20 protein-coding genes are annotated in these 25,080 nt (G+C 61.6%); 1 reads left to right on the top strand and 19 read right to left on the bottom strand.

The genetic code is table 11. The annotated features are described in order from the left end of the window. Positions 1–39 precede the first annotated feature (39 nt). The 10 genes from accD to KTF55_RS08310 are packed head-to-tail and all read right to left on the bottom strand — an operon-like array spanning position 40 to position 9,217. On the bottom strand, positions 40–1,764 hold the full coding sequence (accD, locus tag KTF55_RS08355; protein WP_226790690.1) for an acetyl-CoA carboxylase, carboxyltransferase subunit beta: 1,725 nt from the start codon (positions 1,762–1,764) through the stop codon (positions 40–42). Beyond that, a complete protein-coding gene (locus tag KTF55_RS08350) occupies positions 1,751–3,094 on the bottom strand; it encodes an acetyl/propionyl/methylcrotonyl-CoA carboxylase subunit alpha (RefSeq protein ID WP_055250229.1) in 1,344 nt (447 codons plus the stop codon). Before KTF55_RS08350 ends, accD begins: the two co-directional genes overlap by 14 nt. Positions 3,095–3,104: 10 nt before the next feature. Continuing rightward, positions 3,105–3,527, bottom strand: a complete 423-nt coding sequence (fabZ, locus tag KTF55_RS08345; RefSeq protein WP_118334718.1) for a 3-hydroxyacyl-ACP dehydratase FabZ — start codon at positions 3,525–3,527, stop codon at positions 3,105–3,107. 9 nt (positions 3,528–3,536) lie between these two features. After that, a complete protein-coding gene (gene accB, locus KTF55_RS08340) occupies positions 3,537–4,013 on the bottom strand; it encodes an acetyl-CoA carboxylase biotin carboxyl carrier protein (protein WP_217108312.1) in 477 nt (158 codons plus the stop codon). A gap of 3 nt (positions 4,014–4,016) precedes the next feature. After that, positions 4,017–5,264 (bottom strand): beta-ketoacyl-ACP synthase II, encoded by a 1,248-nt coding sequence (fabF, locus tag KTF55_RS08335; RefSeq protein ID WP_217108311.1) that lies wholly within the window; start codon positions 5,262–5,264, stop codon positions 4,017–4,019. Positions 5,265–5,303: 39 nt separating this feature from the next. Beyond that, positions 5,304–6,077, bottom strand: a complete 774-nt coding sequence (gene fabG / locus KTF55_RS08330) for a 3-oxoacyl-[acyl-carrier-protein] reductase (RefSeq protein ID WP_217108310.1) — start codon at positions 6,075–6,077, stop codon at positions 5,304–5,306. A gap of 30 nt (positions 6,078–6,107) precedes the next feature. Beyond that, positions 6,108–7,034 carry an ACP S-malonyltransferase gene (locus tag KTF55_RS08325; protein WP_217108309.1) on the bottom strand — a complete coding sequence of 309 codons (927 nt, stop codon included), beginning with the start codon at positions 7,032–7,034 and terminating at the stop codon, positions 6,108–6,110. After that, positions 7,022–7,966, bottom strand: coding sequence for an enoyl-[acyl-carrier-protein] reductase FabK (gene fabK, locus KTF55_RS08320; RefSeq protein WP_217108308.1), 945 nt, complete (start codon positions 7,964–7,966; stop codon positions 7,022–7,024). The genes KTF55_RS08325 and fabK overlap by 13 nt, the downstream gene beginning before the upstream one ends. Before the next feature lie 2 nt (positions 7,967–7,968). After that, positions 7,969–8,205 (bottom strand): acyl carrier protein, encoded by a 237-nt coding sequence (locus tag KTF55_RS08315; RefSeq protein ID WP_217108307.1) that lies wholly within the window; start codon positions 8,203–8,205, stop codon positions 7,969–7,971. 52 nt (positions 8,206–8,257) lie between these two features. Next, positions 8,258–9,217, bottom strand: a complete 960-nt coding sequence (locus KTF55_RS08310) for a 3-oxoacyl-ACP synthase III family protein (protein WP_217108306.1) — start codon at positions 9,215–9,217, stop codon at positions 8,258–8,260. A gap of 116 nt (positions 9,218–9,333) precedes the next feature. On the opposite strand from KTF55_RS08310, the gene KTF55_RS08305 reads away from it, so the two are divergent. Further along, on the top strand, positions 9,334–10,170 hold the full coding sequence (locus tag KTF55_RS08305; RefSeq protein ID WP_217108305.1) for a biotin--[acetyl-CoA-carboxylase] ligase: 837 nt from the start codon (positions 9,334–9,336) through the stop codon (positions 10,168–10,170). Between the two features lie 116 nt (positions 10,171–10,286). On the opposite strand, the gene rpsJ is transcribed toward KTF55_RS08305, so the two are convergent. From rpsJ to KTF55_RS08260, 9 genes are all read right to left on the bottom strand, one after another. Next, the gene (rpsJ, locus tag KTF55_RS08300; RefSeq protein WP_022094184.1) at positions 10,287–10,595 is read right to left on the bottom strand and encodes a 30S ribosomal protein S10; all 309 of its coding nucleotides are present in this window, start codon (positions 10,593–10,595) and stop codon (positions 10,287–10,289) included. 60 nt (positions 10,596–10,655) lie between these two features. After that, positions 10,656–12,755 carry an elongation factor G gene (gene fusA, locus KTF55_RS08295; RefSeq protein WP_022094183.1) on the bottom strand — a complete coding sequence of 700 codons (2,100 nt, stop codon included), beginning with the start codon at positions 12,753–12,755 and terminating at the stop codon, positions 10,656–10,658. A 19-nt stretch (positions 12,756–12,774) separates the two neighbouring features. Then, positions 12,775–13,248: a 30S ribosomal protein S7 gene (gene rpsG / locus KTF55_RS08290; protein ID WP_006235013.1), complete on the bottom strand. Its 474-nt coding sequence runs from the start codon at positions 13,246–13,248 to the stop codon at positions 12,775–12,777. A gap of 73 nt (positions 13,249–13,321) precedes the next feature. Continuing rightward, positions 13,322–13,699 (bottom strand): 30S ribosomal protein S12, encoded by a 378-nt coding sequence (rpsL, locus tag KTF55_RS08285; protein ID WP_006235012.1) that lies wholly within the window; start codon positions 13,697–13,699, stop codon positions 13,322–13,324. Between the two features lie 341 nt (positions 13,700–14,040). Next, positions 14,041–15,117: a DUF4179 domain-containing protein gene (locus KTF55_RS08280; RefSeq protein ID WP_217108304.1), complete on the bottom strand. Its 1,077-nt coding sequence runs from the start codon at positions 15,115–15,117 to the stop codon at positions 14,041–14,043. After that, the gene (locus KTF55_RS08275) at positions 15,068–15,586 is read right to left on the bottom strand and encodes an RNA polymerase sigma factor (protein ID WP_226790689.1); all 519 of its coding nucleotides are present in this window, start codon (positions 15,584–15,586) and stop codon (positions 15,068–15,070) included. Before KTF55_RS08275 ends, KTF55_RS08280 begins: the two co-directional genes overlap by 50 nt. A 311-nt stretch (positions 15,587–15,897) precedes the next feature. Beyond that, positions 15,898–20,376, bottom strand: coding sequence for a DNA-directed RNA polymerase subunit beta' (locus KTF55_RS08270; protein WP_217108303.1), 4,479 nt, complete (start codon positions 20,374–20,376; stop codon positions 15,898–15,900). A gap of 6 nt (positions 20,377–20,382) precedes the next feature. Next, positions 20,383–23,811 carry a DNA-directed RNA polymerase subunit beta gene (locus KTF55_RS08265; RefSeq protein WP_006235007.1) on the bottom strand — a complete coding sequence of 1,143 codons (3,429 nt, stop codon included), beginning with the start codon at positions 23,809–23,811 and terminating at the stop codon, positions 20,383–20,385. A gap of 350 nt (positions 23,812–24,161) precedes the next feature. Beyond that, positions 24,162–25,070, bottom strand: coding sequence for a UTP--glucose-1-phosphate uridylyltransferase (locus KTF55_RS08260; RefSeq protein WP_195192002.1), 909 nt, complete (start codon positions 25,068–25,070; stop codon positions 24,162–24,164). Positions 25,071–25,080 lie beyond the last annotated feature (10 nt).

The raw sequence follows: 25,080 nt of genomic DNA, 5'->3' as shown, positions 1-25,080 counted from the left end.
GAATGCCTTTCCCAATATGACATGCGGGCTGTCCCTTTGTTACATCGTGCGGTATCGACCGATTGCGCGGTACTTTTCGTAGCGGAGGTTTGTGAGGGTCGCGTCGTCGAGCTGCCCAAGCGCATCGAAGGCATCAAATGCCGAGGACATGACGGCACCGGCGATCTCCTCATGCGACAGGCCTTTATCGTCAACAATGCCGTCGATGATGCCGAGCGCCAGCAGATCGGGGGCCGTGAGCTTAAGCGCCTCGGCGGCCTCATTCGCGCGCTCGGTATCCTTCCACAGGATCGACGCACAGGCCTCGGGGCTCACGACCGAATAGGCCGAGCCCGAGAGCATCAGGATGCGGTCGGCCACGGACAGCGCCAGCGCGCCACCAGAGCCGCCCTCGCCTGTCACCACCGAGACAATCGGCGTCTTAAGGCCGCTCATCTCCATGAGGTTCTGGGCAATCGCCTCACCCTGGCCGCGTTCCTCGGCACCGATGCCGCAAAACGCGCCCGAAGTATCGACCAGGCACAGAACCGGTCGACCAAACTTTTCGGCCTGGCGCATCAGGCGACGCGCTTTGCGGTAGCCCTCGGGATGTGCCATACCAAAGTTGCGACGCATGCGCTCTTTGGTCGTGGTGCCGCGCTCGATGGCGATGACCGTTACGGGGCGTCCGTCTTTCCAGCCAATGCCAGCCACCACAGCGGCGTCGTCGCCAAAGTAGCGGTCGCCGTGCAGCTCCACAAATCCATCCAGGCCCAGCGAGATCATCTCGCCCGCCGTGGCGCGATCTGCCGAGCGGGTCTGCTTGACAATCTCGAGCGCGGTTTTTGGTGCGGCCGAGCGCTTGAACAAGTATCCCAGCTTTTTGCCGCGGCGACCCGTATGCACGATCTCATGCGGTGCCCCCAGGCCGGGCGCGTGCCCTTCGTGCAGCGCCAGCAGCTCGCCTACCGTGAGCGCAATCTCGCCACGCGGAACAACGGCATCGCAAAAGCCGTGCTCCAGCAAAAACTCGGAGCGCTGGAATCCCTTGGGCAGGCGCTTGTGCATGTTCTGCTCGATCACGCGCGGGCCGGCAAATGCCGTCAGGGCATCGGGCTCGGCCAGGATAATGTCGCCCTCCATGGCAAAGCTCGCGGTTACGCCTCCGGTCGTGGGGTCGGTGAGCACCGTGATATACAGGCCGCCCGCCTCGCTGTGGCGCCTAACCGCCGCAGAAATCTTGGCCATCTGCATAAGCGAGGTCACGCCCTCCTGCATGCGCGCACCGCCCGAAACGGTAAAGCCGACAACCGGCAATCCCAGCTCGGTCGCACGCTCAAATGTGCGACAGATCTTCTCGCCCACCACGGAGCCCATCGAGCCCATCATAAAGTTGGCGTCCATAAAGAAGAGCGCGGTATCGCAACCGCAGATTTTGCCCCTGCCGCACACAACGGCATCGCGCTCGCCCGAACGCTCGCTCACGCTCTTGAGCTTGTCGGCATAGCCGGGAAACGAGAGGAAGTCCTCCGACGCCAGATTGGCATCCCATTCCTCAAACGTGCCCTCGTCGACCGTCATGCGCATGCGCGCGCGACCGCTCACGCGAAAGTGTTTGCCGCAACGAGGGCAGACCTCGAGGTTGTCGTGTAGGCGTGCCTCATCGATCACGCGGCGGCACTCCGGGCACTTGATAAACACGTGGCGCGCGGGAAACTCGGCGCACGACTCGGTCATCGGTCCCTCGAGGACGTTGACCGTCTTCGCTTTTCTATTCATCAGCATAGAGATGCCCCATCAGATCGGTGTGATACATGCCCGACAAGAACTCGTCGTTTGCCAGCACGTCGAGCTGAAGCTCGCTGTTTTCGCTCACGCCCTCAATCACGAGCTCGCCCAGGGCCGAGCGCATCTTGCGAATGGCGCCGTCACGCGTGGGCGCACACACGATGAGCTTGCCAAGCATGGAGTCGTAGTACGGCGGAACGTTCGCACCGGTAAACATGGCGGAATCCCAGCGCACGCGCGGACCACCCGGCACACGCAACGCGGTGACCGTTCCGCATGACGGCAGAAAGTCCGGCGTTTCGGCATTGATGCGGCACTCCATGGCGTGGTTGCGGACCGGCATATCCTCCTGCTCAAAGGGCAGAGGCTGGCCGGCTGCCACGCGCAGCTGCCACTTGACCAAGTCGGTATCGGTCACAAACTCCGTAACCGGATGCTCCACCTGCAAGCGCGTGTTCATTTCCATAAAGTAGAAATTGCCGTCGTCCGAATACAGGAACTCGATGGTGCCAGCGCCCTCATAGCCAACGGCACGAGCCAGGTCGCGCGCGGCCTTGTGCATGCGCGCGCGAATATCATCGCGTCCGTCGAGGCACGGCGCGGGGCTCTCCTCAATCAGCTTTTGGTTGCGGCGCTGCACCGAGCACTCGCGCTCGCCGAGCGAAAACACATGGCCCTGCTTATCGGCCATAATCTGCACCTCAACGTGATGCGCCGGCGCGACGAACTTCTCCATGTAGCACTCGCCGTCGCCAAAAACGGCCTCGCCCTCGGCACGTGCTTCAATAAAGGCCTTTGCCGCGTCTTCCACGCGCTCGACCTTGCGAATGCCGCGGCCGCCACCGCCTGCGCGCGCCTTGATGAGCACGGGGCAGCCGATGCGCTCAGCCTCGGCCGTCGCCTCCTCGGGGCTTTTGAGCAAATCGCAGCCCGGAACGATGGGCACGCCCGCCGCGGCAGCCGTTCGGCGTGCGGCGTCCTTGTCGCCCATGCTGTCGATGACCTCGGCCGAGGGACCAACAAACGCCAGACCGTACTTGTCGCAGTCGCGCACGAAGCTCGCCTTCTCGGAGAAAAAGCCATAGCCGGGATGAATTGCCTTAGCTCCCGACTTCACGGCACAGGTGAGCACGGCATCGTCGTTGAGGTAGCTCTCGGCAAGACGCGGGCCGCCGATGCAATACGCCTCGTCGGCAAGCTGCACGTGCAGCGCGTCCGCATCGGCCGTGGAATAAACGGCGACGGTCTTGATGCCCATATCGCGGCACGCGCGGATAACACGGACCGCGACTTCGCCGCGGTTGGCGATGAGCACTTTGTCGAACATGAAGCCTTCCTTAACTTTCGTGCACGAGTGCAAAAGACATATCGGCGCGGCAACACACCTCGCCGTTGACGCTCGCGGTGCCCGTCGCAAAGCGGAACGGCCCGCGCGCACGTGTGATGGAGCACACCAGATCCACCGTGTCGCCCGGGCGCACCGGACGCTTAAAGCGCACCTTGTCCAGGCTCGTATAGAACGGTGTCGCACCGCGCGCTTCCTCATCGCCCATCAGCAGCACGCAGCAGTTTTGGGCGAGCATCTCGCACTGAATCACGCCGGGGACCACCGGGTTTCCCGGAAAATGCCCCTGCAAAAAGTACTCGTCGCCCGTAATCGTGATCTTGCCGTGGGCCTCGTCGCCCACCAGCTCGGCTTCGTCGAGCAAAAGCATCGGCTCGCGATGCGGCAACAGCCTCTTGAGCTCTTCTTTGTTCATGGATATCACCTATCCGATCCTCATGAGGCAGCTGCCAAACTCCACGAGGTCGCCGTCGGCCACGCAGATCTCGAGCACCTCACCGTCTGCCTCGGCCGTCACCTCGTTGAGAACCTTCATGGCCTCGATGATGCAGAGGGTCTCGCCGGCCTTGACCTTAGAGCCCACGTGCACAAACGGCTCTTCGCCCGGCGCCGGGGCGGCATAGAACACGCCGACCATGGGAGCGGTCACCTCGGTGCCCTTGGGCTCCGGCGCGGCGGCAGGTGTCTGCGCGGCGGGTTCCGGTGCGGCGGCAGGCATGGCGACAGGAGCCACCGCCGGAGCGGTCACGGCACCCGGCATGGGCATGGGCACGGCAACCGGCTGTGCGGCGCTCGCACGCTCGAGTTCGACCGCGGTGCCATCGGGCTCCTCAACACGCACGCGTGTGAGGCCGCGGTCCTCCATCACATCGGCTATCTCGGCAAGTCTTTTGGAATCCATGCTCTAGCTCCTTGCATATCTACGCAGCGCGATGGCGGCGTTGTGCCCGCCAAAGCCCAGGTTGGTCGAAAGCGCCCAGGTAAGGTCGGCGCGAACCGCGCGATTAGGCGTGTAATCAAGATCGCAGGCGGGATCGGACGTGTGGTAGTTAATGGTCGGGGGTACCACGCCCTGCTCGAGCGCCATGGCGCAGGCCATGACCTCGATGGCACCCGTAGCGCCGATCATATGGCCGGTCATCGACTTGGTCGACGAGACGTGTGCGGCGCGCGCCGCATCCTCGCCGAGCGCCCGCTTAATACCCGCTGTCTCAGACGAATCGTTGAGCTTGGTCGAGGTACCGTGGGCGTTGATGTAGAGGCCCTCGGAAGGCTTGACGTCGCCCTCGGCCACCGCCAGCGATATCGCACGGGCAATGCCGGCGGCATCGGGGTCGGGGCTCGTAATGTGATAGGCATCATCGGTGTTGCCATAGCCCACGACCTCGGCATAAATGTGCGCACCGCGGGCCTGTGCGTGCTCCATACCCTCGAGCACGAGCACGCAGGCGCCCTCGCCCATCACAAAGCCGTCGCGGTCTGCATCGAACGGGCGGCAAGCCGTCGCAGGATCGGGGTTGGTGGTCAATGCGCGGCAGGACGTAAAGCCCGCAACGGCATCGGGGATAATGGCCGCCTCGGCGCCACCCGCGAGGATCGCGTCGGCATAGCCGTGCTTGATGGCGCGGAACGCCTCGCCCACCGCATGGGCCGAGGTCGCGCACGCGGTCACCACGGGCAGGGTCGGCCCCTTTGCCTTGTGGCGAATCGCGATATTACCCGATGCCATGTTGGGGATCATCATCGCAATCATGTAAGGCGATGCACGGCGGGGCCCACGGTCGGCAATCGTATGGACGTTGTCGACGAGCGTCTGCATGCCGCCCACGCCCGACCCCACGTAAACGCCCAGGCGCTCGCGATCGATGGCGCCTTCGACATCAAAGCCCGCATCGTGCATGGCCTCGTCCGACGCCGCCAGTGCAAACTGAACGCAGGGGTCCAGGTGCTTGGCGTCGTGCTTGCCAAAGTAGTCGTTGCCGTCAAAGCCCTTGACCTCGGCCGCCACCTTGACGGCAAACGCATCCGTATCGAAGTGCGTAATCGGGCCGATGCCACAGGTCCCGGCGCACATGGCCGCCCAGGTGGCAAGCGCGGTGTTGCCGAGCGGCGATACGGCACCGATGCCGGTGATTGCAACTCTCTGTTCCATCTTGGTCTCCTCATTCAAGCCGTTCTTCGGCCCTGGTTTCTACATCGCCATTCCACCGTCAATGCGTACGACCTCGCCCGTAATGTAGGCAGCCGCATCACTCGCCAAAAAGCGCACCACGCCGGCCACTTCCTCGGGGCGCGCCATGCGCTTAAGGGGAATCTGCTCCTCGGTTGCCGCACGCACCTTCTCCGAGAGCTTTGCCGTCATGTCCGTCTCGACAAACCCGGGGGCGACCGCGTTAACCCTCACGCCGCGGGGCGCAAGCTCGCGCGCGACCGCTTTGGTAAGCCCTATCACACCCGCCTTGGAGGCAGCGTAGTTGGCCTGCCCGGCATTGCCCATCAGGCCCACGACCGAGCTCATGTTGATGACGCAACCGCCGCGCTGGCGCATAAAGGTCTTGGTGAGCGCACGCGTCGTGTTGAACGTGCCCTTGAGATTGACATCGAGCACGCGATCGAAGGCGTCATCGCCCATACGCATGAGCAGGCCATCGCGGGTGATGCCGGCGTTGTTGACAAGCGCCCAAATGGAGCCAAAGTCGTTGAGGACCGTCTCCACGCACGCGTTGACGGCATCGGGGTTGGCCACGTCACATTGATATGCGCGCGCCGTGGCGCCAGCCGCCTCACAGGCTTCGCATGTCTCGCGCGCCGCATCGACGCTGCCGGCATAGACGACGGCGATATCGTAGCCATCCTCCGCCAGGCCCACGGCACAAGCGCGGCCGATACCACGCGAGCCGCCCGTGACCAGTGCCACGCGACGTGAGTCGTTGCGCTCGAGCGTGCCGTTGTTCAAGTTGCCCATGTCATTCCTTTCGGGTTACAGCCCTGTGGACTATGCGAGCTCGTCGGCAATAGCTGCGACCTGCTCGGCCGTTTCGCACGAATACACGCGAACGTCGCTCAGCGTACGCTTGACCAGGCCCGACAGCGTTTTACCAGGGCCGACCTCAATAAACGTGTCGATGCCCTGATCTTGCAGAGCATGCAGCGTGTCGACCCAGCGAACGGCATGGCTCACCTGGTTGGCCAAGACATCCGATGCCGCTCGCGGGTCCGCCGGATAGGGCGCCGCCGTCATGTTTGCCATGACCGGAATCAGCAGCGGAGACAGCGCGTGGCCGGCTTGGATATACGTCGCCAGCCCCTCAGTCGCCTCGGCCATATAGGGGCTATGGAATGCACCCGACACCGCGACCTTCATGGCGCGACCGCCAGCCTCTTTTACCAGGACGTCGAGGGCCTGCAGCGCCTCAGGCGCTCCGGCAACAACCGTCTGCTGCGGACTGTTGTAGTTGACCGGCCAGCAGTTCTCGCCGGCCTGTTTTGCCAGGTTCTCGACTTGCGCCGCATCGAGTTTGATGACGGCGCGCATGCCGCCGGGGTGACGCTCGGCCGCCGTGGCCATCAATGCCGCGCGCTCACACACGAGCTCAAAACCCGCTCGCGTATCGAATGCCCCCGCAAAGGTGAGCGCGGCGACCTCGCCCAGCGAAAAACCCGCACAGGCGGCAGGTACCACGCCGCGCTCACGCAGGGCGGCAGCCGCTGCCAGGTCGTGAACGAACACGCACGGTTGCGTGTTCTCGGTCTGCGAGAGCTCCTCTTTCGAGGCGCTCCGGCACTGCTCGCTGGTCCCCGGGCGCACCTCGTCGGCAATGGCAAACACCTCGGCAGCCGCCGGCGATGCTTCGATGAGGTCGACGCCCATCGCGGGATGCTGGGCACCCTGACCGGCAAACAGAAACGCTACGCTACCCATGCGGACGCACCCTTCAGGACGTGCTCGGCGCCATCGACCAGATCGTCGACGATTTCGCGAGCGCTCTGGCGCTCGTTGACCATGCCGGCAATCTGCCCGCACAAATACGAACCCTCTTCGTAATTACCGTCCTTGGCGGCCTTGCGAAGCGCACCCGTGCCCATGGCCCCGAGCTCCTCGGGGCTTGCGCCCGCCGCCTCGTTCTTGGCATAGGCGTTGGTGAAGGGGCTCTTGAGGGCGCGAACCGGATGTCCCGTCGAGCGACCGGTCGCACGCGTCGAGGTGTCGTTGGCCTTCAGGACCATCTCCTTGTACTGCTCCGATACGGTGCACTCGTCTGCGACCAGAAAGCGCGTACCCACCTGGACGCCGGCAGCGCCGAGCATAAAGGCGGCCGCCACACCGCGGCCATCGGCGATACCGCCAGCCGCAACCACGGGAATATCGACCGCATCGACAACCTGCGGGACAAGCGCCATCGTCGAGGTCTCGCCAATATGGCCGCCTGATTCGGTGCCCTCGGCAACCACGGCAGTGGCTCCGCGACGCGCCACGAGACGTGCCAGTGCCACCGAAGCCACGACGGGAATAACCTTGATGCCCGCATCGCTCCAGGTCCTCATGTACTTGGTGGGATTGCCGGCGCCGGTCACCACAACGGGCACCCGCTCATCAATCACCACTTGTGCGACCTCGTCGACAAACGGGCTCATGAGCATAACGTTGACGCCGAATGGCTTATCCGTTTTGGCGCGCAGCTCGTGAATCTGATCGCGCAGCCAGTTTGCGTCGGCATTCATGGCCGCGATAATCCCTAAGCCGCCCGCCTCGGACACGGCAGATGCCAGCGAGGCGTCAGCAATCCAGGCCATGCCACCCTGGAACACGGGTTTTTCGATGCCGAGTAGATCGCAGAGAGGAGACTTGAGCATCACTACTTCTCCAATGCCGCCTCGACCGTATCGACGAACTCGCCGACCGTCTTGGGGTTCTCCTCGGTATCGAGCTCAATGCCAAACTCGTCCTCGACGGCAACGAGAATCTCGACGGTACCCAGGCTGTCGAGGCCAATCTCCTCGAGCGTGGACTCGGACTTCATCTCGACATCGTCAAGGCCGGCGGTCTCGCGGATAACGTCGCAAACGCGCTCGAAGGTCTTCTGATCTGCCATGGTAGTTCTCCTTTGTTTGTGCCCTAGGGGCGTTTTTATTTCCTATGTGCGACTACTTCCAACGAAGCAGATAGCCACCTATATCCAGGCCGGCGCCAAATCCAACGAAGGCGATGGTGTCGCCCGCATTCAGTGCGTCGGTGCGTGCCAGCCGGTCAAGCGCAAAGGGAATGCAGGCGCTCGAAATGTTGCCGGTCTCGCGCAGCGTTCGAACCACGCGCTCGTCTGGCACGCCGAGACGCTTGACCGCCTGACTCAGGATTCGTTCGTTAGCCTGATGGAATACAAAATGATTGATGTCTTCGACCGAAATGCCCGCATCGCTCACAAGCCTATGGACCGTGTCGCAGATGGCATTGACGCCGAACTTGAACACACGACGACCGTTCATGGACAGCACGCTCTCGCTATCTGCGGAAGCCTTAAACGGCGAGGTGCCGACCAGACCGGGAACGCGCAATGTCTCGACGTCGGGCGCCGTCGAAAGCTCAACGGCAAGGGGGCTGTCTCCCCCAGCCTCAATCACCGCGGCGCCTGCCCCATCGCCAAAGAGCACGCAGGTGGCGCGGTCGGTCCAGTCGAGCGCGCGCGTCATCTGCTCGGCAGCAACGATAAGCACGCGCTTGGCACGACCCCGGGCGATATAGCCCTCGGCAACATCGAGCGCAAATACGAAGCCGGCACAGGCCGCCGAGACATCGAAGGCAGGGCACGTCGCGCCTAGTCGCTCAGCGACGGCACATGCCTCAGCGGGAACAAGGTGGTCACCCGTCGTCGTCGAGCAGACGATCAGATCCAGCTGGCTCGCGTTGATTCCGGACACCAGGAGTGCCCGCTCGCTCGCCGCTACGGCAAGGTCGTCGAGTGACTCGGTGGTGCACACATGGCGGCTCTTGATGCCTGTGCGGGTAAAAATCCACTCATCCGAGGTATCGAGGAACTCGGACAGCTCGTCATTGGAAACACTGCGCTTAGGAAGCGCCGAGCCTGTTCCAAGAATCGTGAAACCCATCACTAACCTCCTTTGAGTTGTTGACGTGTTTACATCGACCAAGAGAGGATAGCGCATTCTTCGCTTTGTTGACGTGTTAACATTAAAATGTCCAAATGCGACAAAGGCTTCACATTGTGTCTATCTCTCGACACCATTGCGTCATTCACTTATTCATTAAGGAGGTAGCAGCCGCTATAGATGCCCAATTAACGATAGTCGACGTAACCGGATCGACCAACGATGACCTGCTCGAGGCAGGAAAACAGGGAGCGCCGCACGGCACGGGGCTTGCCGCCCGCGCGCAAACGGCAGGACGCGGCCGACGCGGCCACAAGTGGGATTCAACCGCCGGCAACCTATTGCTTTCGATTGTCCTACGTCCATGCGTTAATCCTGCAAAGTACTCTGGTCTTGCCGCCGTCAGCGGCCTAGCGGTGCTCGAAGCGCTCGAAAGGCAGGGTCTTGCAAACGAGATTCGCCTTAAATGGCCCAACGACCTGGTCGCGCGTGGACGCAAGCTCGGCGGCATTTTGGTCGAGGCGGCTCGTGACACCGAGGGCAAGCCCTTTGCCGTCTGCGGCATTGGCGTCAATGTGAACTATGTGCCCTCGGAGGTTCCCGATGGCGGCCTGCCGGCAATCGGCCTCTCAGACCTCAACGAGAATGTTCCCACCGTCGATGCGCTGCTCAAGGAGGTCTATCACACCGTCGTAAACGCTGTGGACACGTGGGCAGATCTGCTCAACGCCATGGGAGAAGACGCTGGTCCGATCGCGCCCTTCCACGATGATTATGTTGCTCATCTCAATTGGATTGGGAAGCACGTTATCGCCCGTTCCCCTGCCGGTGACGAGCTGGCGCGTGGCATATTTCAAACGGTCGATGCCTTTGGTCGCGCGTGTATCGAAACGGAAGACGGCTTGCAATCCTTCCATTTTGAGGAGGCATCGATGCGTCCCATGGGTAAATAAGGCGCCACAGCCACCCGCTCTACAGCATTACCAGGTCCCCCAAGGCCATCACTCAGAACAAAAGAGCCCCGCTACCGTAATGGCAGCGGGGCTCTGTAAGCTATGAGCGATATCGCTTAGAGCTTGATGTCGATGTCGACGCCAGCGGGAAGGTCGAGACGCATGAGCGAATCAACGGTGCCCGAGGTGGGGTCGAGGATGTCGATGAGGCGCTTGTGGGTGCGCATCTCGAACTGCTCACGGGAGTCCTTGTTCACGTGCGGCGAGCGGATAACCGTGTACAGGTTGCGCTCGGTGGGCAGGGGGACAGGACCGGAAACGCGAGCGCCGGTCTTCTGAGCGGTCTCGACGATGAGCTTCGCGGACTGATCGACGACCTCGTGATCATAGCCCTTGAGGCGAATGCGGATCTTCTGGGTAGCCAACTTAAACCTCCAAAGAGTGCGAGAGACGTTCTCGCGGATTACGTAACAGGGAGCTCGAACTTAGGCGTTCTTGCTCATGACCTCGTCCACGATGGACTTGGGCGCGGGCTCATAAGAGTCGAACTGCATCGTGTAGGATGCACGGCCCTGGGTCTGGGAGCGAAGGTCGGTAGCGTAACCGAACATCTCGCCCAGCGGCACCTTGGCACGGATGAGCTTGCTGTTCTTGCGATCCTCCATGCCCTCGATCTTGCCGCGGCGACCGGAGAGGTTGCCCATAACGTCGCCCATGTACTGCTCGGGGGTCTCGACCTCGACAGCCATGATCGGCTCGAGCAGCTGCGGATCGGACTTCTTGAGAGCGTCCTTGATAGCCATGGAACCGGCGATCTTGAAGGCGGCCTCGGAGGAGTCGACCTCGTGGTAAGAACCGTCGAACAGGGTGACCTTAACGTCGAGGACCGGGAAGCCGGCGATAACACCGGTGTTCAGGGCCTCCTGGATGCCCTTGTCGATGGACGGGATGTACTCCTTGGGCACGACGCCGCCGACGATAGCGTTGACGAACTCGTAGCCGAAGCCCTCCTCCATCTTCTCGAGCTTGATGACGGCGTGGCCATACTGACCGCGACCACCGGACTGACGGACGAACTTGCCCTCAGCCTTCTCGACGTCGTGACCAGCGGTCTCGCGGTAGGCAACCTGGGGCTTACCGACGTTAGCGTCAACCTTGAACTCGCGGAGCAGACGGTCGACGATGATCTCGAGGTGCAGCTCGCCCATGCCGGCGATGATGGTCTGGCCGGTCTCGTGGTTGGTGGACACCTGGAAGGTCGGGTCCTCCTCGGCGAGCTTGGTCAGAGCCAGGGACATCTTGTCCTGCTCGGCCTTGGTCTTGGGCTCGATGGCAACGTCGATAACGGGCTTGGCGAACTCGATCTTCTCGAGGACGATCTCCTTGCCCTCGGCGCACAGGGTGTCACCGGTGGTGGAGTTCTTGAAGCCGACGCAAGCGACGATGTCGCCGGCGGCAGCGTCGTCACGGTCGATACGCTCGGCGGCGTTCATCTCGAGGATGCGGCCGAGGCGCTCGCGCTGACCATTGGAAGCGTTGACCACGTAGGAGCCGGACTCGGCACGGCCGGAGTAAACGCGGACGTAGGTGAGCTTACCGACGAACGGGTCGGTCATGATCTTGAAGACCAGGCCGGAGAAGGGCTCGTCGAAGGAAGGATGACGCTGAATCTCCTCGCCGGTGTCCGGATCGGTACCGGTGACGGCCTCGACGTCGAGCGGGCTGGGCAGGTAGTCGACGACAGCGTCGAGCAGCTCCTGGACGCCCTTGTTCTTGTAGGCGGAGCCCACGAAGACGAGGTTGAGCTCGTTGGCCAGAACGCCCTTGCGCAGAGCAGCCTTGAGCTCCTCGACGGTGAAGTCCTCCTCCATGAGGATCTTCTCCATGAGCTCGTCGTCAAAGCTGGCAGCAGCGTCGAGGAGCTCCTCGCGCTTGGTGGCAGCGATGTCGGCAAACTCAGCCGGGATCTCGTCCATCGGCTCGGGGTAGGTCATACCCTTCTCGTCGGCCTTGAAGTCCCATGCAGTCATGGTGACCAGGTCGATGACGCCCCAGAAGTTGTCCTCGGCGCCCATCGGGACCTGAGCGGCCACGGCGTTAGCGTCGAGACGATCCTTCATGGTCTCGATAGCGTTGAAGAAGTCAGCGCCCACGCGGTCATACTTGTTGATGAAGGCGATGCGGGGGACGTTGAAGGTAGAAGCCTGACGCCAAACGGTCTCAGACTGGGGCTGAACGCCGGCAACGGCGTCGAAGACGGCGACAGCGCCATCGAGGACGCGCAGGCAGCGCTCGACCTCGGCGGTGAAGTCAACGTGGCCCGGGGTGTCGATGATCTGGATGCGGTAGTCCTTACCGTCCTTGTTCCAGAAGCACGTGGTAGCAGCGGAGGTAATGGTTACGCCGCGCTCCTGCTCCTGAACCATCCAGTCCATGGTGGCAGCGCCCTCATGGACCTCACCGATCTTGTGGGTCTTACCGGTGTAGTAAAGAATACGCTCGGTCGTGGTGGTCTTACCAGCATCGATGTGGGCCATGATGCCGATGTTACGGGTATCGGAAAGCTTGTACTTAGGCTTAGCCATGTTAGTTCCTTACCTTAACTTACCAACGATAGTGAGAGAACGCGCGGTTGGCCTCGGCCATCTTGAAGACGTCCTCACGCTTCTTGACGGAAGCGCCCAGGCCGTTGGAAGCGTCGAGGATCTCGTTGGCGAGACGCTCGGCCATGGTCTTCTCCTTGCGAGCGCGGGAGAAGTTGACGATCCAGCGGATACCCAGAGCGGTGGAACGACGGGAGTTGACCTCCATCGGGACCTGATAGGTAGCGCCACCGACACGCTTGGGCTTAACCTCGAGCGTGGGCTTGACGTTGTCCATAGCCTTCTTGAAGGTAGCGAGAGCGTCGCCACCCTCGGACTTCTCGGCAACGATCTCGAAAGCGGTGTAAACGATGCGCTCAGCGGTGGCCTTCTTGCCGTCAAGAAGGACCTTGTTGATGAGCTGAGTCACCAGGCGGTTGTTGTAAACGGCGTCAGGCTGAACCTCACGACGATTAGCTGCTGCACGACGCGGCATGTGAAATCTCCTTAAGTGTCTACCGTGCGGCGCTTAGGCGGCACACGGCGAAAGTATCAAAACGTTATCTGGCTTATTTGGCCTTGGGGCGCTTAGCACCGTACTTGGAACGGGCCTGCATACGGTTCTGGACCGGAGCAGCGTCGTAGGCGCCACGGATGACGTGATAACGGACACCAGGGAGGTCACGGACACGACCGCCGCGGACGAGCACGATGGAGTGCTCCTGCAGGTTGTGGCCCTCACCCGGGATGTAAGCAGTAACTTCGATGCCGTTGACAAGGCGAACACGGGCAACCTTACGAAGAGCCGAGTTCGGCTTCTTGGGGCTCGTGGTGAAGACGCGGGTGCACACGCCGCGCTTCTGGGAGTTGTGCTGCAGAGCAGCGTTCTTGGACTTCTTGGGCACGGAACGGCGGCCCTGGCGAACCAGCTGGTTAATAGTAGGCAAAGCGTACTCCTTCTCGAATGATTCCAGCTTTCTGTAAAGTGCAACGGCTTGAATCGAGGGGTCAGCATCCCCCTACGAAACACGCAGTTCGATAGGATACGTGGCGTTAGCTGTGCCGTCAACAGACCACGCCGCCGGGCGTATCCCAAAATAGACACATTTCCGCAAAGCCTACACAAAAGGAATCCCCTCCTGTGCGGGGGGGGGGGGCGGATTCCCGGCCCGGGCGGCCTATCAAGATTTTGCCGCATACTTCCGAAATTCAGACGAATACCGCTCGCTTTAACCGCCCATTTACCGCAAAAGAGGCCGCTTCCCCTAGTAGGAAGCGGCCCCAAATCTTACGAATAGACGATGGCAAAGGGTACTTCTGTTTCGGTCTCTCCTGTTGACGTGCACCTCGTGCCCTCAAGCGTTACTGAGACCACTTGGTCGACATCAATCAACTTCGTTGGCACCCAGATGTTCTCTCCGCTATTGCGCGCATAAGAAAAATATAAGTTGAACACCCCTGCGTCGTCATCTTCGATAGTCTGCTCCGATCCATCCTTGTAGCTGACGGTCAGCTTATTATCAACTGCTTCATAGCCCAGATCATCGATGTGCGTCTGGATGGAAAACGGGCTAATCTCAAGAGTCGAGTCATCGGAGCGGAGTTCCTTTGTATCGACGTACGCTCCAACGCTAAACTCGGGCGTCGATGCCTCGAACGGCTTCGCATCCTCGCCTTCGCCCTCGGTCCACGAGATATTCCAGGTGACCGCATGTTGAAAACCTCGCTCGCGATTCATAGAAGCAAAGTACATCGTGCCATTAATGACAGTATCGCTTGATGTGTCCTTATCAATGGTGCAGCGTGTGTCAGCCCATTCCTCGCCGAACTTCATATCGGGCGTGCCGATGCCCTGTTCTTCTTCACCATAAAGAACAAGTTCGCCGATCTCTGCTGCCGGCTTGTAGCAGTTAACTCCATTTGGATTGGACAACGTAAACGTCACGGCGCCGCAGCCGTTTTGATCGATAGCCATCTCATGGATATCGAGCGTATAACCGTTACCCTCGACGGACAGATTAACCTTCTGGACTGCACCCTCCAGGCTTTGGGGCGCGATGCCATCACCAAACTCTCTGGTGTAGGTGTATTTAGTCCCCGATGAGCCACCGTTGGTCCAGGTAATGGAATCCCCATTGCCGTGGTTTCCCCAGGCTGAGGCAAAATAGCCGGAATTGACAACGGCGTAGGCGACCCCTCCGGTCGCCAGCACTCCGGCAAGGCATCCGATCACGGCAACATACAGAGGCTTCGCGTGACCCTTTCGGCGAAGCGGCTCACCAGCAGCGGCATAAAGAACACGGTCAGCAAGATCGCTATCGGCTTGGACGGACTCGAAGGCCTGCTTGATTTGATTGGATTTCACGGTCGCCCTCCTCTAGGATGAACTTGAGTTTCGATCTGCCGCGAGCTAAACGCGTTCGAACGGTCGCGGCTGGTACATGCAACAACTCGGCAATCTCTGAGGTCGAAAAGCCCAGATAGTAATAGAGCACGATGGGGACACGGAATCGCTCCGGAAGTCGCATAACGTCTGACAGGACCGCCTTGGTCTCATCCTGCGCCGCCGAAAGCGAATCGGCCAGGTTCTCAATATCCTCCACACGCCTCCATGGCTTTCGAAAGAGAGATTTGCATTCATTGATCGTGACCCGGATAAGCCATCGACGAAGATGTTCCCAGCTTTCAAATTGCGCATCGTTTTTGAGTAACTTCAGAAAGACGTCTTGAGCGACATCGTCGGCGTCGGCGCGATCACGCAGGTACGTCAACGCGATTCGAAACACGACATCCCTGTGATCTTCAACCGCCTGTCTAAAAGCTTGTTCTTCCATAATCACCTCCCGGTGATGCTGATGTTTCTTGCTGAGGCCCTCACCATAGATACGCTTTGACCGAACGGAATGTTTCAAATTCAAGCAGGAAAAAACCGACCAACATAAACCCGTCCCTTATTGGCAAGGGATCAACGGAACGCAACAGGTTGAGCATACGCAAGCGAGCGGTCCCCAGAGCGTACAAGGTGGCATGAAAAAGGCAGGGCATTGACCTTTTGGTCATGCCCTGCCTTTTGAATGACAGATTGTAGCTCTGGGGGCCGCGCAGCGACGGAGGTCGCCGCCGTTCGTTAGAACGGCGGAACTAATTACTCCTCGTCGTTGTCCTTTGCCTCTTCGGCGTCGTCGGTGTCCACGAGCTGGTTGAGCAGCTCGTCGAGGGACGCCATGTCCTCGTTGATCGCGCCGTTGGCGGGAGCCTTCTTGTCGTCGATCGGGGCGCCCAGGAGCTCCTCGTCGGCGTCGGCGTGATGCGTTGGCGTGGCGGAGGTGCCCAGCAGGATGTCGTCCGGACCGTCGGGGCTAAAGACCATCTGCAGCAGCTGCGAGAGGTCTTCCTCGTCGGCAACGTCATCGTTGTTCTCGAGGATGTAGAGCAGGTCGTGGGCCTCCAGGCCGTCACGGAGCTCCTCGATCGCCTTGGCACCGATACCATCGATGCGCAGCAGATCCTCCTCGGACTTGCCGACCAGGTCGCCGACCGTCTCAATGCCGACCTCGCTGAACTTGTTGGTCCAGCGCTGCGACACGCCCAGGTCGTCGAACAGGTACAGGCGAGCCTTCTCGGCGGAGATGGTGTGGCCGTTGCGGGTGAACGAACCGTCAGCACCGCCGAACTCGTCGTAGCCGGCCCAGTCGAGCTGCTGCGGGAGCTGCTCGTCCAGGTCCTTGAGCTCAACCGGAGCCCACTCGGGCAGCGACTTGGCGTTGGGCGAAGCCGGACCGTCGATGTCGACATAGCCGTCGGCCGTGCGATACGTCAGCTTGGCGTTGGCGTACGGCTTGAGGCCGGTACCAGCCGGGATCTTCTTACCGACGATGACGTTGGACTTAAGGTCGAGCAGGTGGTCGACCTTGCCCTCGATGGCAGCCTCGGTAAGGACGCCGGCGGTACGGATGAACGAAGCGCTCGACAGCCAGGAGTCGATGTTGGACGCGACCTTGAGCGTACCCAGGATGACGGGCTCGGCCACGGGAGCCTGACCGCCCAGACGGGCAACGCGCTCGACCTCGTCGGCGAACTCGTAGCGGTCGACGTACTGACCAAGCAGGTACTTGGAGTCGCCGGGGTTGGTGATCTGAACGCGACGCAGCATCTGACGTGCGAGCACCTCGATGTGCTTGTCGTTCAGGTCGACGCCCTGGCTGGTGTAGACGTCCTTGACGCTCTCGACGAAGGTGTGCATCGTCGACTCGATGTCGGTCAGCTTGCGCAGGTTGCGGAAGTTGACGAAGCCCTTGGTGATCTGGTCGCCGGCGCGAACCTCGCAGCCGTCCTCGATCTCGGGCATGAAGCGCACCGAAGCGGGGACGCGACGCTCGTCGAGGACACGGGTGTGATCCTCGGAGTCGGTGAGCGTCAGCACGTACTCGGACTTCTCGGGCTTAATCGAGAGGTGACCGGAGTACGGAGCCAGCTCGGCCTCGCGACCCAGAATCTTCTCGTTGACGTTGCCGACGATATCGAACATACGGCTGACCGTAGGCAGACCCTGCGTAATATCGTCGACGCCAGCGACGCCGCCGGAGTGAATGGTACGCATCGTAAGCTGCGTACCAGGCTCGCCGATGGACTGGGCGGCAATAATGCCGACCGCGGTACCGATGGCGACCGGACGACGGGTGGAAAGATCCCAGCCGTAGCACTTCTGGCACACGCCGTACTTGGAGCGGCAGGTGAGCAGCGCGCGAAGCTTGACCTTCTTAAGGCCCGCATCGACCATCTTCTGGATGTCGGCGACCTTCTCGATGTAACCGTCCTGCTCAAAGAGCACGGTGCCATCGGGAGCCACGACGTCCCCAATGAAGCAACGGCCGACGAGGTCGGTGTTGAGGTCGGTGGTGCCGGGGATGATGAGGTTGTAGGTGACGCCCTCGTGCGTACCGCAGTCCTCTTCGCGGACGATGACGTCCTGGGCCACGTCGACCAGACGACGGGTCAGGTAACCAGAGTCCGAGGTGTGGGATGCGGTATCGACCAGGCCCTTACGGGCACCGTAGGTCGAAATAAAGTACTCAAGCGGCAGCAGGCCCTCGCGGAAGTTCGCCTTAATGGGAAGGTCGATCGTCTCGCCGGACATGTCTGCCATCAGGCCACGCATGCCGCCGAGCTGACGCAGCTGGGTCTTAGAACCACGGGCGCCGGAGTCGGCCATCATGTAGAGCGGGTTCTCCTCGTCGAACATGTCGAGCATGAGCGCTGCAACCTTATCGGTACAAGCGGTCCACTCGTTAACGACTTCGATGTGGCGCTCCGTCTCGTTGATGAAGCCCTCCTCGAAGTACTCGTTGATCTGGTCGACGTTGGCCTGGGCGCGGTCGAGCAGCTCCTGCTTCTCGGCAGGGATGAGAGCGTCCCACACCGAGATGGTGAGGCCGGCGCGGGTAGCGTAGTGGAAGCCGGAGTACTTGATGGCGTCGAGGATCGGACCGACCTTGGCCTCGGGGTAACGATCGCAGCAGTCGGCAACCAGCTTGGCCACATCGCCCTTGACCATCTTGTAGTTCATGAACTCATAGTCTTCGGGCAGGCACTGGCGGTTGAAGATGATGCGGCCGATGGAGGTCTCGAAGCGCGCGGTCTTGTTGCCGGTGACGTCGTAGTCGACGAACTCGTTCTTGCCGTTCTTGACGCGGAAGATACGGGTGCCGTCCTCGTTGATGACATTGGCGTCGGCAGCGGACACACGGACCTGAATCTTGGCCTGCATGTCGACCTCGGAGCGGCAGTCATAGGCGTGCAGCGCATCGTCGAAGCTTGCGAACACGTGGTTCTCGCCCGGCAGACCGTCGCGGACCTGGGTCAGGTAGTACACACCGATGATCATGTCCTGCGAGGGGATGTTGACCGGCTTGCCGGATGCCGGCGAGCGCAGGTTGTTCGCAGAGAGCATGAGCACGCGGGCCTCGGCCTGAGCCTGGCTGGACAGCGGCACGTGGACAGACATCTGGTCGCCGTCGAAGTCGGCGTTGAAGGGCGAGCAGACCAGCGGGTGCAGGTGGATAGCCTTGCCCTCGACCAGCACCGGCTCAAAGGCCTGGATGGACAGACGGTGCAGGGTCGGTGCACGGTTGAGCAGCACGACGCGGCCGTCGATGACCTCTTCGAGGATGTCCCACACAAAGGTGGCACCGCGGTCGATAGCGCGCTTGGCGCCCTTGATGTTCTCGACCTTGCCAAGCTCGACCAGGCGCTTCATGACGAAGGGCTTGAAGAGCTCCAGCGCCATGGTCTTGGGCAGACCGCACTGGTGCAGCAGCAGCTTGGGGTCGGTAACGATAACCGAACGGCCGGAGTAGTCGACACGCTTACCAAGCAGGTTCTGACGGAAACGGCCCTGCTTGCCCTTGAGGGCCTCGGCGAGCGACTTGAGCGGGCGACCGCCACGGCCAGAGACCGGGCGACCACGACGGCCGTTGTCGAACAGGGCGTCCACGGACTCCTGGAGCATGCGCTTCTCGTTGTTCACGATGATTGCAGGGGCGTCCAGGTCGAGCAGGCGCTTGAGTCGGTTGTTACGGTTGATCACGCGACGGTACAGGTCGTTGAGGTCGGACGCGGCGAAGCGGCCGCCGTCGAGCTGGACCATCGGGCGCAGATCGGGCGGAATGACCGGGATGACGTCCAGGATCATGTTCGCGGGGCTGTTGCCACCCTTCAGGAAGGCGTCAACGACCTCGAGGCGCTTAACGGCCTTCTCACGCTTCTGCTTCTGGGAGTCCTCGTCGGCGATGATGGCCTTGAGCTTCTCGGCCTCGGAAGGAAGGTCGATGGCAGCGAGCAGGTCGCGGACGGCCTCGGCACCCATGCCACCCTTGAAGTACATGGAGTAGTAACGGGTCATCTCACGGAACAGCGGCTCATCGGAAATGAGGTCGCGCTCGGTGAGCTTCATGAAGGCGTTGAAGGCGTCCGTGCGGAGCTGCTTCTCGTCCTTGCACTCTTCCTCGATATCGACGATACCGGAAGCGATCTCCTCGGGGGTCAGTGGCTCCTCGTCGGAGAACTCGTCAAAGTTCTCGGGGTCGCCCTGCTCCTTGAGGGACTCGATCTGGCGGGCGCACTCAGCATCGATCTCTTCCAGATCGGCGGCGAGCTCCTCGCGCAGGTCGTCAGCGTCGGCCTCGCGAGCCTCGTAGTCGACCTCGGTGATGATGTAGCTGGCAAAGTACAGAACCTTCTCGAGGTCCTTGGACTTGATGTCGAGCATACGGCTCATCGGGAAGCTCGTGGGGCTCTTGAAATACCAGATGTGGGACACGGGAGCGGCGAGCTCGATGTGACCCATGCGGTCGCGACGCACCTTGGCCGAGGTGACCTCGACGCCGCAGCGCTCGCAGACGATGCCCTTAAAGCGGATGCCCTTGTACTTGCCGCAGGAGCACTCCCAGTCCTTGGCGGGACCGAAGATCTTCTCGCAGAACAGGCCGTCCTTCTCGGGCTTGAGGGTACGGTAATTGATAGTCTCCGGCTTCTTGACCTCACCGTGCGACCAGGAACGGATCTGGTCGGCGGAGGCAAGGGAGATCTTTACCGAGTCAAAATCAGTAGCTTCGAAATCTGCCACAGTCAACTACTCCTTATCAGTGGTCGTGGCGGCGACAGCCTCGGGTGCCTCGGCGGTCTCGGCATCCTCGGCCTCGACGTCGGCGTCAACGCCGGCGAGCGCAGCCAGGTCGTCGAGAGCGGAGGTCTCCTCGGCGGTCACAGGGGCGGAGGCGTCCTCGTCGGCATCGTGCATGGGCTCGATGTCCAGCGCGAGGGAGCGGATCTCCTTGACGAGAACCTTGAAGGACTCGGGGATACCCGGGACAGGGACGTTCTCGCCCTTGACGATGGACTCGTAGGTCTTGACGCGGCCCACGGTATCGTCGGACTTGACGGTCAGGATCTCCTGCAGGACGTTGGAAGCACCGTAAGCGTACAGTGCCCAAACTTCCATCTCGCCGAAACGCTGGCCGCCGAACTGAGCCTTGCCGCCCAGAGGCTGCTGGGTAACCAGGCTGTAAGGGCCGGTCGAACGGGCGTGGATCTTGTCGTCGACCATGTGGCCGAGCTTGAGGATGTAGGACGTACCCACGGTAATGGGCTCGCGGAACTCCTCGCCGGTGCGGCCGTCGAACAGACGGGTCTTGCCGCGCTCGTCAAGCTGGGTGACGAACTCGGGGCGCATGTGATCGCCAAAGGCAGCGGTGGCCTTGTTGAGCATGTTCTTGTTGGCACGACGGATGACCTCGGCGATCTCGTCCTCCTTGGCGCCGTCGAAGACGGGCGTCGCGGTGAAGAACGGACCGGGGACGTACTTGTCGGAGTCGGCCTGCTCGGTATCCCAACCGCAGGCAGCAGCCCAGCCAAGGTGGCACTCGAGCAGCTGGCCGACGTTCATACGCGAAGGAACGCCCAGCGGGTTGAGGATAACGTCGATCGGGGTACCGTCAGCCATGTAGGGCATGTCCTCGACCGGCAGAACGTTACAAATAACACCCTTGTTGCCGTGGCGGCCGGCGATCTTATCGCCCTGCTGGATCTTACGACGCTGGGCGACGTAGACGCGCACCTGCTCGTTGACGCCGGGGGCCAGGTCGTCGCCGTTCTCGCGGCTAAAGCGGACGACGTCGATAACGCGGCCGTAAGCGCCGTGAGGCATCTTAAGGGAAGTGTCGCGAACGTCGTGAGCCTTGGCACCGAAGATGGCGCGCAGCAGGCGCTCCTCGGCGGTCAGAGCGCTCTCGCCCTTAGGCGTGACCTTGCCGACCAGGATGTCGCCAGGGCCGACCTCGGCGCCGATGCGGATGATACCGTCCTCGTCGAGGTTGGCAAGCATGTCCTCGGAGAGGTTCGGGATCTCGCGGGTGATCTCCTCGGGGCCGAGCTTGGTGTCGCGGGCGTCGATCTCGTGGCGGGTGATGTTGATGGTCGTCAGCAGGTCCTCGGCCACCAGGCGCTCGGACACGACGATACCGTCCTCGTAGTTAAAGCCTTCCCACGGCATGTAGGCCACGGTGAGGTTCTGGCCCAGTGCGAGCTCGCCGTGATCGGTCGAAGGACCGTCGGCCAGGGGCTCGCCCTGCTCAACGGTGTCACCGACGCGCACGAGCGGACGGTGGTTGATGCAGGTGGACTGGTTGGAGCGCTGGTACTTGGCCAGGTGATACTCGTCCATGCCGCCGGCATGCTTGACGATGATCTTGGCGGCGTCGGCAAAGATGACCTCGCCGGCGTTCTTGGCCAGGGTGACCTCGCCGGAGTCCAGAGCGGCGCGACGCTCCATGCCGGTACCGACATAGGGAGCGGCGGGGTGAACCAGCGGCACGGCCTGACGCTGCATGTTAGCGCCCATCAGCGTACGCTTGGCGTCATCGTGCTCAAGGAACGGGATCAGCGTGGCTGCGACGGAGAGCATCTGACGCGGCGAGACGTCCATGTAGTCGACGTCCTCGACAGGCACGTCGGCGGGTGCGCCGAAGGAGCCGTCGAAGTCGCGGGTACGGGCGATCACGGTGTGGGGACGGACGATCTTGCCCTCGGCATCGGTCGTGATGAACTCGTTGGTCTTGGGATCGAGCGGCGTGTTGGCCGGCGCGATGACGTGCTTCTCTTCCTCGTCAGCGGTCATCCAGTCGATCTGGTCGGTGGCAACGCCGTTCTCGACGCGACGGAACGGGGCCTCGATGAAGCCGTACTCGTTGACGCGGGCGTAGAGGGCGAGCGAGCCGATCAGGCCGATGTTGGGGCCTTCGGGGGTCTCGATCGGGCACATGCGGCTGTAGTGCGAGTTGTGAACGTCGCGGACGGCCGTCGGCACGTTGGTGCGGCGGCTGGAGCCGGACTTGTGGCCGGCAAGACCACCAGGGCCGAGTGCGGACAGACGGCGCTTGTGGGTCAGACCCGTCAGGGGGTTCGCCTGGTCCATGAACTGCGAGAGCTGCGAGGAACCGAAGAACTCCTTGATGGAGGCCACGATCGGGCGGATGTTGATGAGCGACTGCGGGGTGATCTCGTCGATGTCCTGGGAGCTCATGCGCTCACGGACGACGCGCTCCATACGGCTCATGCCGATACGGAACTGGTTGGCGACGAGCTCGCCGACGGTACGAATGCGGCGGTTGCCGAAGTGGTCGATGTCATCGACCTTGAAGCCCTGCTCGCCGGCAGCGAGGGACAGGAGGTAGCGCAGCGTCGCGACGATATCCTCGTCGGTGAGCACCGTGACCTCTTCCTCGGTGGTGAGGTTGAGCTTCTTGTTGACCTTGTAACGACCGACGCGGGCCAGGTCGTAGCGCTGCGGGTTAAAGAGCAGACCCTCGAGCAGGCTGCGGGAAGCGTCCACGGTGGGAGGCTCGCCCGGGCGCAGACGACGGTAGATCTCGATGAGGGCGTCCTCGCGAGTGAGGGCGGTGTCGCGCTCCAGGGTGCGCTTGATCACATCGGAGTTGCCGAGCAGCTCGATGATGTCGTCGTTGGTGACGGCGATGCCAAGGGCGCGCAGGAACATCGTGGCGCTCTGCTTGCGCTTACGGTCGATGGAGACCATGAGCTGGTCGCGCTTGTCGACCTCAAACTCAAGCCAGGCACCGCGGGACGGGATGATCTGGGCCTTGTAGATCTGCTTGCCCGAATCCATCTCGGAGCTGTAGTACACGCCCGGGGAGCGGACGAGCTGCGAGACGACGATACGCTCGGTACCGTTGATGATGAAGGTGCCCTGATCGGTCATCATGGGGAAGTCGCCCATGAAGACGAGCTGCTCCTTGATCTCGCCGGTCTCCTTGTTGGTGAGACGGACGTCGGTCAGAAGCGGAGCCTGATAGGTCATATCCTTCTCGCGGCACTCCTCGACGGTGTGCGCGGGGTCGCCGAACTGATGCTCGCCGAAGGTAACCTCGAGAACATGGTTCTGGCTCTGGATGGGGCTGGATTCCTTGAACGCCTCACGAAGACCCTCGTCCTTAAAACGCTCAAAGGATTCCCTTTGAACAGAGATAAGGTTGGGGAGCTCCATGGCCTCCGGGATTTTCCCGAAGCTGACGCGCTTGCGCTCAGTGGCAGTGTATGCGTAGGTCACCAGGTTTTTCCTCCTTCACGGAAATGCTCGGTGGGTTGGCGAGGCATAGCTTCGCCAGTTATCGCAACCTAATAGTTTATCAGGTACCGACCGTTGGGCAAGAAAAGCCTTGACGCGATTGAGTTTTTGGAGTAGCAAAGTTTTTCGACAGAAAAGGTGCAGGTAGATAGGTATGTATCGAACACCTGTTCATATATTTTATGTGAACAGGGAGCCAGCAATCGCAGCTCTTATAAAAAACGGGTGCAGACCGAAGTCCGCACCCGTAAATGTCGATGCCCGAAGGCTTACTTGCGCATCAAACCGCCACGCTCGTCGATGGCGTCCCAGAAGGCGCTGGCAAAGCGAGGATCGCTTGCGGCCATGAGGGCGTTGGTGGCCATCCAGCCAGACGGGGTACCGGTATCGTAGCCCGACAGCGGGTCGATGACGACAGCGTACATAGCCTCGCGGTCGAGCGAACGTGCCATGGCGTCGGTCAGCTGAATCTCGCCGCCCTTACCGGCCTGCTGATCAGCGAGCAGGTCCATGACCAGCGGGCTCAGCAGGTAGCGACCGACGATGTACAGGTTGGACGGAGCCGCCTCGGGAGCGGGCTTCTCAACCAGGCCGCCGATGCGCCAAACGGCACCGGGCTCGTCGTCAGCGGCATTCTCGAAGCCCTCGAGAGAGCCCACGCGATCGCCGGCGATAACGCCGTAGCGGCTGACTTCCTCGGGCGAGCAAGCAGCGACGGCGATAACCGAAGCGCCACCGTGCTCCTTGGAAACGGCGAGCATCTTGTCGCAGATGTCGCGGTTAGGCACAACGTAGTCGCCCAGAAGAACCAGGAAGTTCTCCCCTGCCACGGCGTCGGCAGCAGAGCGAATGGCGTGACCGAGGCCCTTGGGCTCGTACTGATAACGGAAGTCGACCGGCATACCGCCAGCGTGGGCAACGGCATCGGCATAGGCGTTCTTGCCGCGCTCGCGCAGCAGGTTCTCGAGCGAACGGTCGGGCTGGAAGTAGCTCAGCAGCTCGGGCTTACCGGGAGAGGTAACGATGATGGCGTCGTCGACCTCCTCGGGGTCGAGTGCCTCCTCAACGACATACTGAATGACCGGCTTATCGAGCACCGGCAGCATCTCTTTGGGCGTGCACTTAGTGCCAGGCAGAAAACGCGTGCCAAGACCGGCGGCGGGGATGATTGCCTTCATGTTATTCAAG

The sequence above is a fragment of the Collinsella sp. MSK.8.10 genome (genome assembly GCF_019041915.1).
Taxonomy (GTDB): domain Bacteria; phylum Actinomycetota; class Coriobacteriia; order Coriobacteriales; family Coriobacteriaceae; genus Collinsella.
The sequence above is the reverse complement of the archived record's forward strand: the minus strand, read 5'-3'. Positions and strand labels throughout refer to the sequence as shown.

Bases quoted from the DNA above. Each gene is read 5' to 3' on its own strand.
- KTF55_RS08350 (WP_055250229.1), bottom strand. From the start codon at position 3,094: ATGTTCGACAAAGTGCTCATCGCCAACCGCGGCGAAGTCGCGGTCCGT.
- KTF55_RS08260 (WP_195192002.1), bottom strand. From the start codon at position 25,070: ATGAAGGCAATCATCCCCGCCGCCGGTCTTGGCACGCGTTTTCTGCCT.
- KTF55_RS08310 (WP_217108306.1), bottom strand. From the start codon at position 9,217: ATGGGTTTCACGATTCTTGGAACAGGCTCGGCGCTTCCTAAGCGCAGT.
- fabF (WP_217108311.1), bottom strand. From the start codon at position 5,264: ATGGAACAGAGAGTTGCAATCACCGGCATCGGTGCCGTATCGCCGCTC.
- KTF55_RS08265 (WP_006235007.1), bottom strand. From the start codon at position 23,811: ATGGAGCTCCCCAACCTTATCTCTGTTCAAAGGGAATCCTTTGAGCGT.
- fusA (WP_022094183.1), bottom strand. From the start codon at position 12,755: ATGGCTAAGCCTAAGTACAAGCTTTCCGATACCCGTAACATCGGCATC.
- fabZ (WP_118334718.1), bottom strand. From the start codon at position 3,527: ATGAACAAAGAAGAGCTCAAGAGGCTGTTGCCGCATCGCGAGCCGATG.
- KTF55_RS08275 (WP_226790689.1), bottom strand. From the start codon at position 15,586: ATGGAAGAACAAGCTTTTAGACAGGCGGTTGAAGATCACAGGGATGTC.
- accD (WP_226790690.1), bottom strand. From the start codon at position 1,764: ATGCTGATGAATAGAAAAGCGAAGACGGTCAACGTCCTCGAGGGACCG.
- KTF55_RS08325 (WP_217108309.1), bottom strand. From the start codon at position 7,034: ATGGGTAGCGTAGCGTTTCTGTTTGCCGGTCAGGGTGCCCAGCATCCC.
- rpsG (WP_006235013.1), bottom strand. From the start codon at position 13,248: ATGCCGCGTCGTGCAGCAGCTAATCGTCGTGAGGTTCAGCCTGACGCC.
- fabG (WP_217108310.1), bottom strand. From the start codon at position 6,077: ATGGGCAACTTGAACAACGGCACGCTCGAGCGCAACGACTCACGTCGC.
- fabK (WP_217108308.1), bottom strand. From the start codon at position 7,966: ATGCTCAAGTCTCCTCTCTGCGATCTACTCGGCATCGAAAAACCCGTG.
- KTF55_RS08315 (WP_217108307.1), bottom strand. From the start codon at position 8,205: ATGGCAGATCAGAAGACCTTCGAGCGCGTTTGCGACGTTATCCGCGAG.
- accB (WP_217108312.1), bottom strand. From the start codon at position 4,013: ATGGATTCCAAAAGACTTGCCGAGATAGCCGATGTGATGGAGGACCGC.